This window comes from Streptomyces sp. NPDC005408, assembly GCF_040606445.1.
In the GTDB taxonomy this organism is placed as follows: Bacteria; Actinomycetota; Actinomycetes; order Streptomycetales; family Streptomycetaceae; genus Streptomyces.
In genome coordinates, this window is sequence record NZ_JBEXEX010000014.1 from 129601 (window position 1) to 143465 (window position 13865).

Here is a 13865-nt window from a genome sequence, read left to right on the forward strand (position 1 = left end):
CGTGAGCACGCCCGAAGAACGTCCGCGTCCCGTGGACGTACCGCTGATCCAGATCGGCGCACCCGCCGCGGCCTCCACGGGCGGCTGCGGCGACGCCTGCGGCTGTGGAGGCGACGAGGAGGGGTACGACGAGCTGGAGTGCGGCCTCGACCCGGGCCTCGCCCAGCTGCTGGCCGACGCGGGCCTCGATCCCGTACAGGTCGAGGACATCGCGCACCTCGCGCTCGCCGAGGACCTCGACGGCGGCGTGGACGTCACGACGGTGGCGACCGTCCCCGAAGACGCCGTCGCCACCGGCGACTTCACCGCCCGCGAGGCCGGTACGGTCGCGGGCCTGCGGATCGCCGAAGCCGTCCTGTCGATCGTCTGCACCGACGCGTTCGAGGTCGAGCGGCACGTCGAGGACGGCGAGCGCGTCAAGGCGGGCCAGAAGCTGCTGTCCGTCACCACCAACACCCGCGATCTGCTCACCGGCGAGCGCAGCGCCCTGAATCTGCTGTGCCGCCTCTCCGGCATCGCGACCGCCACGCGCGCGTGGGCCGACGTGCTCGAAGGCACCGGCGCCAGGGTCCGCGACACCCGCAAGACCACGCCCGGCCTGCGCGCCCTGGAGAAGTACGCGGTGCGCTGCGGCGGCGGCGTCAACCACCGCATGTCCCTGTCGGACGCGGCGCTGGTCAAGGACAACCACGTGGTGGCGGCGGGCGGCGTGGCGGCTGCCTTCAAGGCCGTACGGGACGCCTTCCCCGACCTCGCCATCGAGGTCGAGGTGGACACCCTCCACCAGGTCCGCGAGGTCCTCGACGCGGGCGCCGACCTGATCCTGCTGGACAACTTCACCCCGGCCGAGACCGAGGAGGCCGTCGCGATCGTCGCGCACCGCGCCCTGCTCGAGTCCTCGGGCCGCCTCAGCATCGAGAACGCCCGGGCCTACGCCGAGACGGGGGTCGACTACCTCGCGGTGGGCGCGCTCACGCACTCCTCCCGGATCCTCGACATCGGCCTCGACCTGCGCGAGGCAGGCATCTGATGCTGCTCACGATCGACGTCGGCAACACCCACACCGTCCTTGGCCTGTTCGACGGCGAGGAGATCGTCGAGCACTGGCGCATCTCCACCGATGCCCGGCGCACCGCCGACGAACTCGCGGTCCTGCTGCAGGGCCTGATGGGCATGCACCCGCTGCTCGGCGACGAACTGGGCGACGGCATCGAGGGCATCGCGATCTGCTCCACCGTCCCCTCGGTCCTGCACGAGCTGCGCGAAGTGACCCGCCGCTACTACGGCGACGTCCCGGCCGTCCTCGTCGAGCCCGGTATCAAGACCGGCGTGCCGATCCTGATGGACAACCCCAAGGAGGTCGGCGCGGACCGCATCATCAACGCGGTCGCCGCCGTCGACCTGTACGGCGGCCCGGCGATCGTCGTCGACTTCGGCACGGCGACGACGTTCGACGCGGTGAGCGCGCGCGGTGAGTACGCGGGCGGCGTGATCGCCCCCGGCATCGAGATCTCGGTCGAGGCTCTCGGGGTCCGCGGCGCCCAGCTCCGCAAGATCGAACTGGCCCGCCCGCGCAGCGTGATCGGCAAGAACACGGTCGAGGCGATGCAGTCGGGCATCGTCTACGGCTTCGCGGGCCAGGTCGACGGCGTGGTCCGCCGCATGAAGGTCGAACTGGCCGACGACCCGGACGACGTCACGGTCATCGCGACGGGCGGACTGGCCCCGATGGTCCTGGGCGAGGCCTCGGCGATCGACGAACACGAGCCGTGGCTGACACTGATCGGGTTGCGGCTGGTGTACGAGCGGAACGTCTCCCGGATGTAGGCGGCGCGCGCCCTGGGTGCGGCCGGCGGCCCGTATGCGACCTTCGGCCGCGTGTCCTCAAACGCCGGAGGGGCTGGATGCGTGGCCGGACGCAGATCCAGCTTCGCCGGCGTTTGAGGCGCGGGGGTCCGGGAGCGGAGCCCCCGCACCGGGGTCCGGGGCTTGCCCCAGTTCGGGAAGGGGCGGGGTGGGGAACAGGCCCGCCGCAGGCGCGCCCGGCAGGATCCGCCGCGCCGCGAACATCGCATTAACCCGATTTTGTCCACGTCGCACGTATCGTCGGCCCATGCCCACGCCATACGGATCCCGCGGCGGCATGGCCTTCAGCGCAGACGAGCTGCGTGTGCTCCGACGCGCCCTCGCCATCGCCCTCCATCCCGTCCCCCTCGCCGACGAGGACGTCCAGGACTGTCTGCGTCTGGCCGAGTCCGTGGACGAGGCCGTACGCGAGGCCGGCCGGCTGCGTACGTTTCTCCTCGCCGACCTCGCCCGTTACCGCGAAGCGCTCCCCGGCACGGCAGCCGGCTATCTGGAGCTCCTCCAGGACGCCCTTGCCGCCGGCTACGACCCCCGTCCGGAGGATCTGGCCGCCCTGCGCACCCTGCGCGGCCATCCCGTCGGCGCCGCCGTGCTGCACCGCTGCCAGACGCTCGCGGAGCAGTCCGTACGCGCCCGGCTGGCAGGCCGCGCGGTGCGGCCGGCCCCGGCGAGCGCCCCGGCTCCCCGCACCCGCCTGCACGCGCTCCCCGGCGGTCGCGCCGCCGACGAGCCGAAGCCGCAGCAGAAACCCCGCGAGAAGCCGCAGCAGGAACCGCAGCCCAAGACCCCCACGCCCGGCGAGCGGCCGGTGCCCAAGCCCTCCGAAGTGTTCCCGCCCCGCCGCAAGCCCGTCCCCCCACCGGAACAGCTCGCCGCCGGATAGCTACTCTGGGAGCCATGGACTACGTATCCGCGCTCCTGCCCCCCGTGGTGATGGCCATCTTCTTCACCTTCCTGGTCGTGACGATCGTCAAGAGCCAGGGCGGCCCGAACAAGGCCAAGGAGGACGCGATCGTGGACGCCGCGCTCGCCCGCGCGCAGTCCACCCGCCAGGCCGGCCGGGACGACTGACGCCGACCCGCGCTCACTGCTCCGCATCGAGGACGTACGGCTGATTTCCCGCCGTACGTCCTTTTTGCTGAGCCAATAACCGGCCATTTCGCCACAACTCGCACTATGGTGGCGCTGTGCCCCGCCAATTGGGAGACCTGGAAGACGCCGTCATGACACGCGTCTGGCAATGGAACCGGCCGGTCACCGTCCGGGAAGTCCTTGAAGACCTTCAGCAGGAACGGTCCATCGCCTACACCACCGTCATGACCGTAATGGACAATCTCCATCAGAAGGGCTGGGTGCGCAGGGAAGTCGACGGCCGCGCCTATCGATATACAGCGGTCTCCACCCGCGCCGCCTACGCGGCCGCACTGATGAACGAAGCCTGGTCGAAGAGTGACAACCCCGCGGCCGCACTTGTCGCCTTCTTCAGCATGATGTCGCCCGAGCAGCGTGAGTCCCTGCAAGCCGCCGTCCGCATGGTTCAGGACGACGAGGCCCCTGAGGGCGGTACGGAGCCGGGGCGATAGCGTCGGGCCATGCCTTATGCCGCAGCAAATGCCATCACCGTCCGGCGGGCCAGGACCAGCGATGTGCACGAGGTCCGCCGACTCGTCGACCCGTACGTGAGTGAAGGCATCCTGCTCGACAAAGCGACGGTCACCCTTTACGAAGCCATCCAGGAGTTCTGGGTCGCGGAACGCGACGACGATGCCCGGGTGGTCGGCTGCGGTGCGCTGCATGTCATGTGGGAAGACCTCGCGGAAGTACGCACTCTTGCCGTCGATCCTTCCTTCAAGGGCACCGGCATCGGTCATCAGGTGCTCGGCAAGCTGCTGCAGACCGCTCGCTGGCTCGGGGTGCGCAAGGTTTTCTGCCTGACCTTCGAAGTGGACTTCTTCTCGAAGCACGGCTTCGTGGAGATCGGTGAGACTCCGGTCGACGGAGATGTCTACAGCGAGCTGCTTCGTTCCTATGACGAGGGCGTCGCCGAGTTCCTCGGGCTCGAACGAGTGAAGCCGAACACCTTGGGCAACAGCCGGATGCTTCTGCACCTGTGATCACCGCAAGAACCGGAACCCTATGTCCGAATCGCGCATGTTTCCCGCGTTCTTGAGCTTCTGAACCTCTCCCAAGGGTTTGTGTTTTCCAAGGAAAAGCGGTTTCCTTTCCGCGTACTGCATTTTCGATGAAAGGAAATCCGGTGGCACAGAAGGTTCAGGTCCTTCTTGTCGATGACCTCGACGGCGGCGAGGCGGACGAGACCGTGACGTTCGCTCTGGATGGCAAGACCTACGAGATCGACCTCACCACCGCCAATGCGGACAAGCTCCGTGGTCTCCTCGACCCGTACGCCAAGAGCGGTCGGCGTACGGGTGGCCGCGCCGCATCCGGCCGTGGCAAGGGGCGTCCCGCCGCGGGCGGTAACAAGGACACCGCGGAAATCCGCGCATGGGCCAAGGCGAACGGCTTCGAGGTCAACGACCGCGGCCGCGTCCCGGCCACGGTTCGCGAGGCTTACGAGAAGGCCAACGGCTGAGTTTTAGTGCGCGGCGTATTCGTACGCAGCAAACGGGCCCGGTGGCACTCGGTCGCCACGGTGTCCACGAGTCGTACGAGATCGGGGCTGATACCCCCACCAGTTCCGGCCCTGCGCCCGAAAGGGGCCAGAGCCGGCAGAGTCGGCTCCACCTCGCGCCCCGGCACGGGGGGTCGCAGCCATTCGGCGACCCCCCGCGAGCCAGGCCATCCGGGCGGCGGCGGGGCGGTCATCCATCCGCCCGCGCCGATGGCGGTCAGATCGAGCGCGATCCCGCCCCACTGAAGCCAGTCGAGCAGCCCAGGCAGCTCGTCCGCGCTTCCCGCGGCCACCAGGAGCCGCATTCTGTGCCCGGCCAGGGCTACGGGCCCGGCCAGGGCTACGGGCCCGGCCAGGGCTACGGGCCCGGCCGTGTTCGTCCGGCGCAGCACAGCGGCGCCTGCGTCCGCGGGCAGCTCCAGCACATCGAAGCGCAGCCCCGTGAGAAGCCGGACCGGCGAACCCTCTGCGGCGGCCCAGCCGAGCTCGTTCTCGTACCACCGTGCGGCACTGCTGTCGCAGGGCGTGCGGGGAAGCGGGACGATGGAAGCCATACCCCCGGGAACGGGAGAGCCACCCCGGGAGTTACGCAGAGTGTGAGTGCGATCGCACAGGGTGTCCGAGTTGGGGGCGTACGCGCGCATTCGAAGGCGCAAGGTTGTTCGCCCGTAGCTGAGGGAACCGGTGTGCGCCGCATGGAGTGTCAGTGCTTACGGGTAAGACATTCCTAGTGGGGAGGGGCGACACGCTCGCAGGGCGGTCTCACGTTCGCCATCGGCGTAGTGATGGTGAGGGTAACTGCCTGGCCTGCGGGAACATCGTCTCGCACCATCGGGTTGGAGCAGTTGTCGGCGTTCAGGGGTCAGGAGGCCACAGACGGGTGTCGGCAGTTGGAATGAGCGGTCCCCGCTTGCGGGACTAAGCTGCGGAAGGACAGGGAGGGGACCGACCCCTTACTGCCTGACCGCTCTGAGGAGCGATTAACGATGTTCGAGAGGTTCACCGACCGCGCGCGGCGGGTTGTCGTCCTGGCTCAGGAAGAAGCCCGGATGCTCAACCACAACTACATCGGCACCGAGCACATCCTCCTGGGCCTTATCCACGAGGGTGAGGGTGTCGCCGCTAAGGCCCTGGAGAGCCTCGGGATTTCGCTCGAGGCGGTCCGCCAGCAGGTGGAGGAGATCATCGGGCAGGGCCAGCAGGCTCCGTCCGGGCACATCCCCTTCACCCCCCGTGCCAAGAAGGTCCTGGAGCTGTCGCTCCGAGAGGCTCTTCAGCTGGGCCACAACTACATCGGCACGGAGCACATCCTGCTCGGCCTGATCCGCGAGGGCGAGGGCGTCGCCGCCCAGGTCCTCGTGAAGCTCGGCGCCGATCTCAACCGGGTGCGGCAGCAGGTCATCCAGCTGCTCTCCGGCTACCAGGGCAAGGAGGCCGCCACAGCAGGCGGCCCGGCCGAGGGCACCCCCTCGACCTCGCTCGTCCTGGACCAGTTCGGCCGGAATCTCACCCAGGCCGCTCGTGAGTCCAAGCTCGACCCGGTCATCGGGCGCGAGAAGGAGATCGAGCGGGTCATGCAGGTGCTCTCCCGCCGTACCAAGAACAACCCGGTTCTCATCGGCGAGCCCGGCGTCGGCAAGACGGCGGTCGTCGAGGGCCTGGCGCAGGCCATCGTCAAGGGCGAGGTGCCCGAGACCCTCAAGGACAAGCACCTCTACACCCTGGACCTCGGTGCGCTGGTCGCCGGATCCCGCTACCGCGGTGACTTCGAGGAGCGCCTGAAGAAGGTCCTCAAGGAGATCCGCACCCGCGGCGACATCATCCTGTTCATCGACGAGCTCCACACCCTGGTGGGTGCGGGTGCCGCCGAGGGCGCGATCGACGCTGCCTCGATCCTCAAGCCGATGCTGGCGCGGGGCGAGCTGCAGACCATCGGCGCCACGACGCTGGACGAGTACCGCAAGCACCTGGAGAAGGACGCGGCCCTGGAGCGCCGCTTCCAGCCCATCCAGGTCGCGGAGCCGTCGCTGCCGCACACCATCGAGATCCTCAAGGGTCTGCGGGACCGCTACGAGGCCCACCACCGCGTCTCCATCACGGACGAGGCGCTGGTCCAGGCCGCGACGCTGGCGGACAGGTACATCTCGGACCGCTTCCTGCCGGACAAGGCGATCGACCTGATCGACGAGGCCGGTTCCCGGATGCGCATCCGCCGGATGACCGCGCCGCCGGACCTCCGCGAGTTCGACGAGAAGATCGCGGGCGTCCGCCGTGACAAGGAGTCGGCGATCGACTCCCAGGACTTCGAGAAGGCGGCCTCTCTCCGCGACAAGGAGAAGCAGCTGCTCGCCGCGAAGGCCAAGCGCGAGAAGGAATGGAAGGCCGGCGACATGGACGTCGTCGCCGAGGTCGACGGTGAGCTCATCGCCGAAGTCCTCGCCACGGCGACCGGCATTCCCGTCTTCAAGCTGACCGAGGAAGAGTCTTCACGACTTCTCCGCATGGAGGACGAGCTGCACAAGCGCGTCATCGGTCAGAAGGACGCCATCAGGGCCCTTTCCCAGGCGATCCGGCGTACTCGCGCCGGTCTGAAGGACCCGAAGCGCCCCGGTGGCTCGTTCATCTTCGCCGGCCCGTCCGGTGTCGGTAAGACCGAGCTCTCCAAGACGCTCGCCGAATTCCTCTTCGGCGACGAGGACGCGCTGATCTCCCTCGACATGTCGGAGTTCAGCGAGAAGCACACGGTTTCCCGTCTCTTCGGTTCCCCGCCCGGATACGTGGGTTACGAAGAGGGCGGCCAGCTCACCGAGAAGGTGCGCCGGAAGCCGTTCTCCGTCGTCCTCTTCGACGAGGTCGAGAAGGCCCACCCTGATATCTTCAATTCCCTTCTGCAGATCCTGGAGGACGGTCGCCTGACCGACTCCCAGGGCCGCGTCGTGGACTTCAAGAACACGGTCATCATCATGACGACCAACCTCGGGACCCGGGACATCTCGAAGGGCTTCAACCTGGGCTTCGCCGCCCAGGGCGACACCAAGTCGAACTACGAGCGGATGAAGAACAAGGTCAACGAAGAGCTCAAGCAGCACTTCCGGCCCGAGTTCCTCAACCGTGTCGACGACACGGTCGTCTTCCACCAGCTCACCGAGGAAGACATCATCCAGATCGTCGACCTCATGGTCGCCAAGGTGGACGAGCGTCTGAAGGACCGCGACATGGGCCTCGAGCTCAGCGCTACGGCCAAGTCGCTCCTCGCGAAGAAGGGCTACGACCCGGTCATGGGCGCCCGGCCGCTGCGCCGGACGATCCAGCGCGAGATCGAGGACGAGCTCTCCGAGAAGATCCTCTTCGGCGAGCTGCGCCCCGGTCACATCGTGGTCGTGGACACCGAGGGCGAGGGTGAGGAGAAGAAGTTCACCTTCCGTGGCGAGGAGAAGTCCCCGCTGCCCGACGTGCCTCCGATCGAGCAGGCGGCCGGCGGTGCCGGTCCGAACCTGTCGAAGGACGCATGACGCTCGCGCTGAGCTGAGTGTCTGAAGGGGCTGCCCCGGAACCAGTGATGGTTCCGGGGCAGCCCCTTTTCCGTGCGGCGTTTCAGCAGAACTTCGGCTTCTGCCAGGAGCATTCGAGATCGGCCGGCGCATCCGTACTGCGCGCCGCCTTCGGCGCCGCGGCGTTGATCGTGCCCGCCGCGGTGTCCGATTTCGCCAGCGTGACCACGATCGCGTCCTCGATGCTCTTCACCGAAGACGCCAGGTAGTTGTTGAGGACGATGCTGTAGACGAGTTCACGTCCTCCGGCATCCTTCACATACCCCGACAGCGCCGAGGCGCCGGTCAACGACCCTGTCTTGCCCCGGGCGTTGAGAGCCGCAGGGGTCCCGCACATACGGGAGCGCAGGGTGCCGCCGATCGCGCGGTCGGTGTTGCAGGCCACCGGGAGGGATGCGTACCAGTCGGCGTACCAAGAAGCGTCCCGTACCGACAGGAGCAGGGTGGCGAGCTGTTCGGCCGGGAAGAGGTTCATGCGGGTCAGGCCCGAGCCGTCGAACTGGCGGATCGTGGAAGTCTGCACGCCCTCCTTCTGCAAGTAGCCGCCGATCGCCGACAGGCCCGCGTCCCAGGTGCCGCGGCCGGCCGTCTCGTAGCCGATCGTCTTGGTGAGCGCCTCGGCGTGCATGTTGTTGGACAGCTTCATGAACGGGAGCATCAACTCCCGCAGTGGCATGGAGTTGTGGGAGGCGAGGAGCTTCGCGCCTGGCGGGGTCGCGCGGCCGAGGCGGGGGCTGCCCGATATGCGTACGCCGTGGGCCGCCAGCGCGTCGGAGAAGACCGCGGCGGCGTAGCCCGTGGGCTCCCAGGTGGTCACCCATTCCTTGGTCGCGCTCGCGCCGACGGGGATGTTGCCGCTGACGGTGATCGTGTTGGTACCGTGCTGCCGCTCGATGGCGAGTGTGTCGGTCTGCCCGGCGGGGACCGTGGTGCCGCGGATGTCGAGGCGTACGTAGTCGGTCGGCGGGGTGAGCTTCACGCGCGGCTTGTCGCCGGGGGCGGCGCCGGGGAGCGCCTCGACGATGACCGTGCCGGCGTCGTAGTCCGTGTCGGGCGCGACGGTCAGCGGTGAGATCTGCGCGGAGTAGTACGAGGACTCGTCGTCGGCGGCCCAGGAACGGCCCAGGCGCTGGGTGTCGAAGCGGGTGTCGTCGGCGACGAGACGGCCGGTGACCCGCTTCACGCCCGAGGCGGCGAGGTCTGCGGCGAGCCGGTCGTAGTCCTTGGCGAGGGTCGTGGGGTCGCCGCTGCCGCGCAGATAGAGGTCGCCGCGGAGGGTGGAGCCGTCACGGCGGCCGGTGGACAGGACGTCGGTGCTGAAGCGGTAGTCGGGGCCGAGCAGGGCCATCGCGGCGGTGGACGTGGCGAGCTTGGTGTTGGAGGCGGGCATCAGGCGGTCGGCGCCGTCCCGCTGGTAGAGCCGCTCCCCGGTGGCGGCGTCGGCGATCACGACACTTGCTGCCCCTCCGTCCAGGCGGGCGTCGGTGAGGATCTTGTCGATGGCGCCCTTGAGCCCGGTGTCCGAAGGACCGGCCCCGGCTGGTGCGCTCCAGGTGAGTGCGGACGTCAGGATGCAGACGAGCCCTAAGACGGCGGGCCGGAGCCGGCCGCGGCGCTGTCCGCGGCCTCGGGTCGAGGGAATCACGGGTCTACTCATGGCACAGGAGCATCCCGGAGGGCGGGCGGGGCGGGAAGGTGGCGGTTCGGCCCTGTGAGCACGAACCCAAGTGCACTTTTCGGGCGAAAGGGGCATTCGGGGCTTGGGTGTTGGTGTGTCGTGGGCAACACCCAGGGGCCTCGCCCGGCCCTCGGTCCGTGACAAGCCACACAGGCCCATCCGGCTCTACTAGCCGGAATAGGAGCACCGTTCAGCCCCTGTCGGGGGTCTCCCGTCCCGGTCTCGGCGGGACCTTTGGCCCAGAGATGGGAGAGAGGTCCTTATCCGTGCCTGATGTCGCTTTCGCTCGGTTCGTACATGGGGTTAAACCTCTCCACGCTGGGATGGTTTGTCCGATTTTCAAGGGACTCCGGACGCGGCAGGAGCGGCGTCAAGGGTCGGATTCCCGGGATGGCAGCTACGACGCAATGTCGTAGATGGGTGGTTTGAGGTGGAACGGGGGCTCGGGTTACCAAGGGATGGCCAGCCCGGCGCCTGTGTGCCGGGTCCATTCATGCCCGGAGGTTCTCCCGTATGTCGAAGCGCGTCATCAACCACCGTCTCCGCCCGTCCGTGCTCCGTAACCGTGGTGCCGTCGTGGCTGCCGGACTCGGCGCCGTGATGGTCGTCGGAGCCGGTGCCGGTGTCGCCTCCGCAACTGCGGGCAAGGCGGCAGCCGCGACTCCCGCCACCGCCGTGGCCGCTCAGGCCAACGTGCAGGCAAAGGCAGCCGCAGCCGCCAAGGCCGCCGCGAACGCGAAGGCCGTCAAGGCTGCCGCGGTGAAGGCCGCCGCCGTGAAGGCTGCCGCGGCGAAGGCTGCCAAGGCCAAGGCCGCCAAGAAGGTCGGCTGGGTCAAGCCGGTCACCCACTACACGCTGAGCGCGAGCTTCAACCAGGGCGGCGCCATGTGGTCGCACAAGCACTCCGGCCAGGACTTCGCCGTTCCCGTCGGCACCTTGGTCAAGGCCACCCACGGCGGTGTCGTCGTGAAGGCCGGCCCGAACGGCGGCGGCGACGGTCCCGCGTACGGCAACGCCATAGTGATCAAGCACGCCAACGGCACGTACTCCCAGTACGCCCACCTGTCGCAGATCAACGTGCACGTCGGCCAGAACCTGAAGACCGGCCAGGCCATCGCCCGCTCGGGCAACACCGGTAACTCCTCCGGCCCGCACCTGCACTTCGAGATCCGTACGACCCCGAACTACGGCTCCGCGGTCAACCCCATGGCCTTCCTGCGCGCCGAGGGTGTCTCCGTCTGACGCACCGGTCCGGCCGGTTCTGACGCCCGCGTCAGTTCTTGACGCCGTGAGCCTGGCTCACGAGATCGATGGCGACCTCGAGGACGGCCATGCGCTTGTCCTCCGGGTCGCCTTCGACGTCCTTGAGCAGGAACATCCCGGCGTGCATCGTGAAGAGCGCGCTGAAGCAGCGGACCTGGTCGGGCAGCTTGGCCTCGGGCTCCTTGATCAGGTCGAGCATCGCCAGCATGCGGTCCTTGAAGGTCTCGCCGATGCTCAGATCGCGCAGCGTCGCCTGGTTCTCCTGCATGAAGCGGAAGAGCGGGGCCGCGCCGAGGAGTGCCTCGCTGTAGCGGCGCAGGATCTCCTTCTTCGTCTCCAGGGTGTGCGGCTGTGTGTGCGCCCACTCGATCAGCTCGTCCATCGGCCTGGTGAGGTCCTGGAAGAGGCTGACCAGGATGTCTTCCTTGGTCTTGAAGTGGTAGTACAGCGCCGCCTTCGTGACGTCGAGGGCCTCTGCGATCTCGCGCAGTGAGGTCTTCTCGTAGCCCTGCTCGGCGAAGAGCTCCAAGGCCACGTCCTGAATGCGCTGGCGGGTGTTGCCTCTGGCCATGGGGCTCTCCTGGGTACTTACTTGACGCCCGGCTAGTTACGGGTCTACCTTCCCAGTGTAGTCAACTAGCCGGGCGGCAAGTAAGTGTCGGGGAGTGGGAACGATGGCCGGTATAGCGAGAGACAAGAAGAAACAGCCCAGCGCCGAGGCGCGGGGGGAGGCGCAGGTGCAGCAAGAGGCTCAGCCGCAGGCGCGCAGCGTGCGGGTCGTGATCCTCGCGCTCATGATCGCCATGCTGCTGGCCATGCTCGACAACATGATCGTCGGCACCGCGATGCCGACCATCGTCGGCGACCTCGGCGGCCTGGAGCATCTGTCCTGGGTCGTCACCGCGTACACCCTGGCCACCGCCGCCTCCACCCCGATCTGGGGGAAGCTCGGCGACCTGTACGGCCGCAAGGGCACCTTCCTCACCTCCATCGTGATCTTCCTGATCGGCTCGGCGCTCAGCGGCATGGCCCAGGACATGGGCCAGCTCATCGGCTTCCGGGCTATTCAGGGCCTGGGTGCGGGCGGCCTGATGGTCGGCGTCATGGCGATCATCGGCGATCTGGTTCCGCCGCGGGAGCGCGGTAAGTACCAGGGCATGATGGCGGCCGTCATGGCCGTCGCGATGATCGGCGGACCGCTGGTCGGCGGCACCATCACCGACCACCTCGGCTGGCGCTGGAGCTTCTACATCAACCTGCCGCTGGGCGCCGTCGCGCTCGCCATGGTCACCACGGTGCTCCACCTGCCGAAGAAGGAGCGGACGAAGCCGCGCATCGACTATCTGGGTGCCGGGCTGCTGACCGTGGGCATCACCTCGATCGTGCTCGTGACCACCTGGGGCGGTACGGAGTACGCCTGGGACTCGGCCGTGATCATGGAGCTCATCGCCATCGGCGTGGCGGCGCTCACCGGCTTCTTCTTCGTCGAGACCAAGGCCGCCGAGCCGATCATGCCGCTGCACATCTTCCGCAGCCGCAACTTCACGCTGATGTCGGTGATCGGCTTCCTGACCGGCTTCGTGATGTTCGGCGCGGTGCTCTTCCTGCCGCTGTACCAGCAGTCGGTGCAGGGTGCCTCGGCGACCAACTCCGGACTGCTGCTGCTTCCGATGCTGATGTCGATGCTCGTCGTCTCGATGATCGCGGGCCGGGTCACCACCAGCACCGGTAAGTACCGGCTCTTCCCGATCATCGGCGGCGGGCTGATGATGGTGGGCCTGTTCCTGCTCTCGACGATGGACACCGAGACCTCGCGGCTGACCTCCGGCCTCTACATGGCGGTGCTCGGCGCGGGCATGGGCTTCCTGATGCAGATCACCATGCTGGTCGCGCAGAACAGCGTGGAGCTGAAGGACATGGGCGTCGCGTCCTCCGGCGCCACCCTCTTCCGTACGCTCGGCAGCTCCTTCGGCGTCGCGATCATGGGCGCGCTGTTCACCAGCCGGGTGCAGGACGAGATGACGGCCAGGGGCGGTTCGGCGATCACCCAGCACTCCGCGCAGCTTGACGCCGCCAGCCTGGCCAAGCTGCCGGACCCGGTGCGCGAGGCGTACGAGTTCGCGGTCTCGTCCGGCACGCACGCGGCCTTCCTGCTGGGGGCGACGGTCACGGTCATCGCCTTCGTGGCGGCCTTCTTCGTCAAGGAGGTTCCGCTGCGCGGGGCGGGCCCGGCGCCGGCGGCCGCCGCCGACGAGCCTGTGGAAAAGGTGGCCGAGACCGTCTGACCTCGGCACAGGACCCGGCAGAAGACCCGGCCGACGGCCCCCGGTGTGCACCCCGTGTGCACACCGGGGGCCGTTGTCAGTGGTGCGTGCCAGCATCGGATGTGTGGAAAGCACCACTGCGGCGCCGGCGCGCCTGGCCCATCTGCGGCAGCTGCGCCTCGCCAAGGACGCCATGGACCGCGACTGGGCCGAGCCGCTCGACCTGGACGCGGTCGCCGCCCATGCCGGGTATTCGCGGTACCACTTCGTGCGCGCCTTCAAGGCGGTGTACGGACAGACGCCCGGCCAGTATCTGTCCCGCCGGCGCATAGAGCGGGCCGAGGAGCTGCTGCGCTCGGCGGATCTGTCCGTCACCGAGATCTGCACACTCGTCGGCTTCAGCAGCCTCGGCACCTTCTCGACCCGGTTCAAGAAGCAGACGGGGCTGACCCCGAGCGAGTACCGGGCCAGGCATGTGGGGCGGGGGGCTGCGCTGATACCGGGGTGCTATGCCCTGCTGTGGGCCGGCGGCTTCCCCGGCAAGCAGAGCGCGGCCGATCCGGGCCGGGGCGAGAAGAGCAATTCTGGAGAAGCCGGCTGACCGGGCCGCT

14 protein-coding genes are annotated in these 13865 nt (G+C 68.3%); 11 read left to right on the forward strand and 3 right to left on the reverse strand.

Annotated features, from left to right (window positions below; genetic code table 11):
- Window position 1: 1 nt before the first annotated feature.
- The 7 genes from nadC (at window position 2) to ABZS64_RS16325 (ending at window position 4459) form a co-directional block, all read left to right on the forward strand.
- Window positions 2–1030 carry a carboxylating nicotinate-nucleotide diphosphorylase gene (gene nadC / locus ABZS64_RS16295; protein WP_355829144.1) on the forward strand — a complete coding sequence of 343 codons (1029 nt, stop codon included), beginning with the start codon at window positions 2–4 and terminating at the stop codon, window positions 1028–1030.
- A complete protein-coding gene (locus ABZS64_RS16300; RefSeq protein WP_355829147.1) occupies window positions 1030–1827 on the forward strand; it encodes a type III pantothenate kinase in 798 nt (265 codons plus the stop codon). The genes nadC and ABZS64_RS16300 overlap by 1 nt, the downstream gene beginning before the upstream one ends.
- Before the next feature lie 316 nt (window positions 1828–2143).
- On the forward strand, window positions 2144–2749 hold the full coding sequence (locus ABZS64_RS16305) for a hypothetical protein (protein ID WP_355829268.1): 606 nt from the start codon (window positions 2144–2146) through the stop codon (window positions 2747–2749).
- 14 nt (window positions 2750–2763) lie between these two features.
- Entirely contained in the window at window positions 2764–2937 is a 174-nt protein-coding gene (locus ABZS64_RS16310; protein WP_355829150.1) for a hypothetical protein, read from the forward strand.
- A gap of 116 nt (window positions 2938–3053) precedes the next feature.
- Window positions 3054–3449 carry a BlaI/MecI/CopY family transcriptional regulator gene (locus ABZS64_RS16315; RefSeq protein ID WP_355829153.1) on the forward strand — a complete coding sequence of 132 codons (396 nt, stop codon included), beginning with the start codon at window positions 3054–3056 and terminating at the stop codon, window positions 3447–3449.
- Window positions 3450–3458: 9 nt separating this feature from the next.
- Window positions 3459–3980 (forward strand): amino-acid N-acetyltransferase, encoded by a 522-nt coding sequence (locus ABZS64_RS16320; RefSeq protein WP_355829156.1) that lies wholly within the window; start codon window positions 3459–3461, stop codon window positions 3978–3980.
- Window positions 3981–4123: 143 nt separating this feature from the next.
- Window positions 4124–4459 (forward strand): Lsr2 family protein, encoded by a 336-nt coding sequence (locus ABZS64_RS16325; protein WP_355829159.1) that lies wholly within the window; start codon window positions 4124–4126, stop codon window positions 4457–4459.
- Here ABZS64_RS16325 and ABZS64_RS16330 read toward each other — a convergent pair.
- Window positions 4438–5052 (reverse strand): SCO3374 family protein, encoded by a 615-nt coding sequence (locus tag ABZS64_RS16330; RefSeq protein WP_355829162.1) that lies wholly within the window; start codon window positions 5050–5052, stop codon window positions 4438–4440. The two genes, ABZS64_RS16325 and ABZS64_RS16330, sit on opposite strands and share 22 nt — an antisense overlap.
- Before the next feature lie 432 nt (window positions 5053–5484).
- Between ABZS64_RS16330 and ABZS64_RS16335 the strand changes: the two genes are divergently transcribed.
- Window positions 5485–8010: an ATP-dependent Clp protease ATP-binding subunit gene (locus ABZS64_RS16335; protein ID WP_355829165.1), complete on the forward strand. Its 2526-nt coding sequence runs from the start codon at window positions 5485–5487 to the stop codon at window positions 8008–8010.
- Window positions 8011–8092: 82 nt separating this feature from the next.
- Here ABZS64_RS16335 and dacB read toward each other — a convergent pair whose 3' ends face one another.
- Window positions 8093–9706 (reverse strand): D-alanyl-D-alanine carboxypeptidase/D-alanyl-D-alanine-endopeptidase, encoded by a 1614-nt coding sequence (gene dacB, locus ABZS64_RS16340; protein WP_355829168.1) that lies wholly within the window; start codon window positions 9704–9706, stop codon window positions 8093–8095.
- A 534-nt stretch (window positions 9707–10240) separates the two neighbouring features.
- Here dacB and ABZS64_RS16345 point away from each other — a divergent pair.
- Window positions 10241–10969: a M23 family metallopeptidase gene (locus ABZS64_RS16345; protein ID WP_355829171.1), complete on the forward strand. Its 729-nt coding sequence runs from the start codon at window positions 10241–10243 to the stop codon at window positions 10967–10969.
- A 31-nt stretch (window positions 10970–11000) separates the two neighbouring features.
- Here the strand turns inward: ABZS64_RS16345 and ABZS64_RS16350 are convergent, their stop codons facing one another.
- Complete coding sequence (locus ABZS64_RS16350) at window positions 11001–11561, reverse strand: helix-turn-helix domain-containing protein (protein ID WP_355829174.1); 561 nt, start codon at window positions 11559–11561, stop codon at window positions 11001–11003.
- A 103-nt stretch (window positions 11562–11664) separates the two neighbouring features.
- On the opposite strand from ABZS64_RS16350, the gene ABZS64_RS16355 reads away from it, so the two are divergent.
- Together ABZS64_RS16355 and ABZS64_RS16360 are read left to right on the forward strand one after the other, a co-directional pair.
- Entirely contained in the window at window positions 11665–13275 is a 1611-nt protein-coding gene (locus ABZS64_RS16355; RefSeq protein WP_355829177.1) for an MDR family MFS transporter, read from the forward strand.
- Between the two features lie 172 nt (window positions 13276–13447).
- The gene (locus ABZS64_RS16360) at window positions 13448–13855 is read left to right on the forward strand and encodes a helix-turn-helix transcriptional regulator (protein ID WP_355829271.1); all 408 of its coding nucleotides are present in this window, start codon (window positions 13448–13450) and stop codon (window positions 13853–13855) included.
- Window positions 13856–13865: the final 10 nt, after the last annotated feature.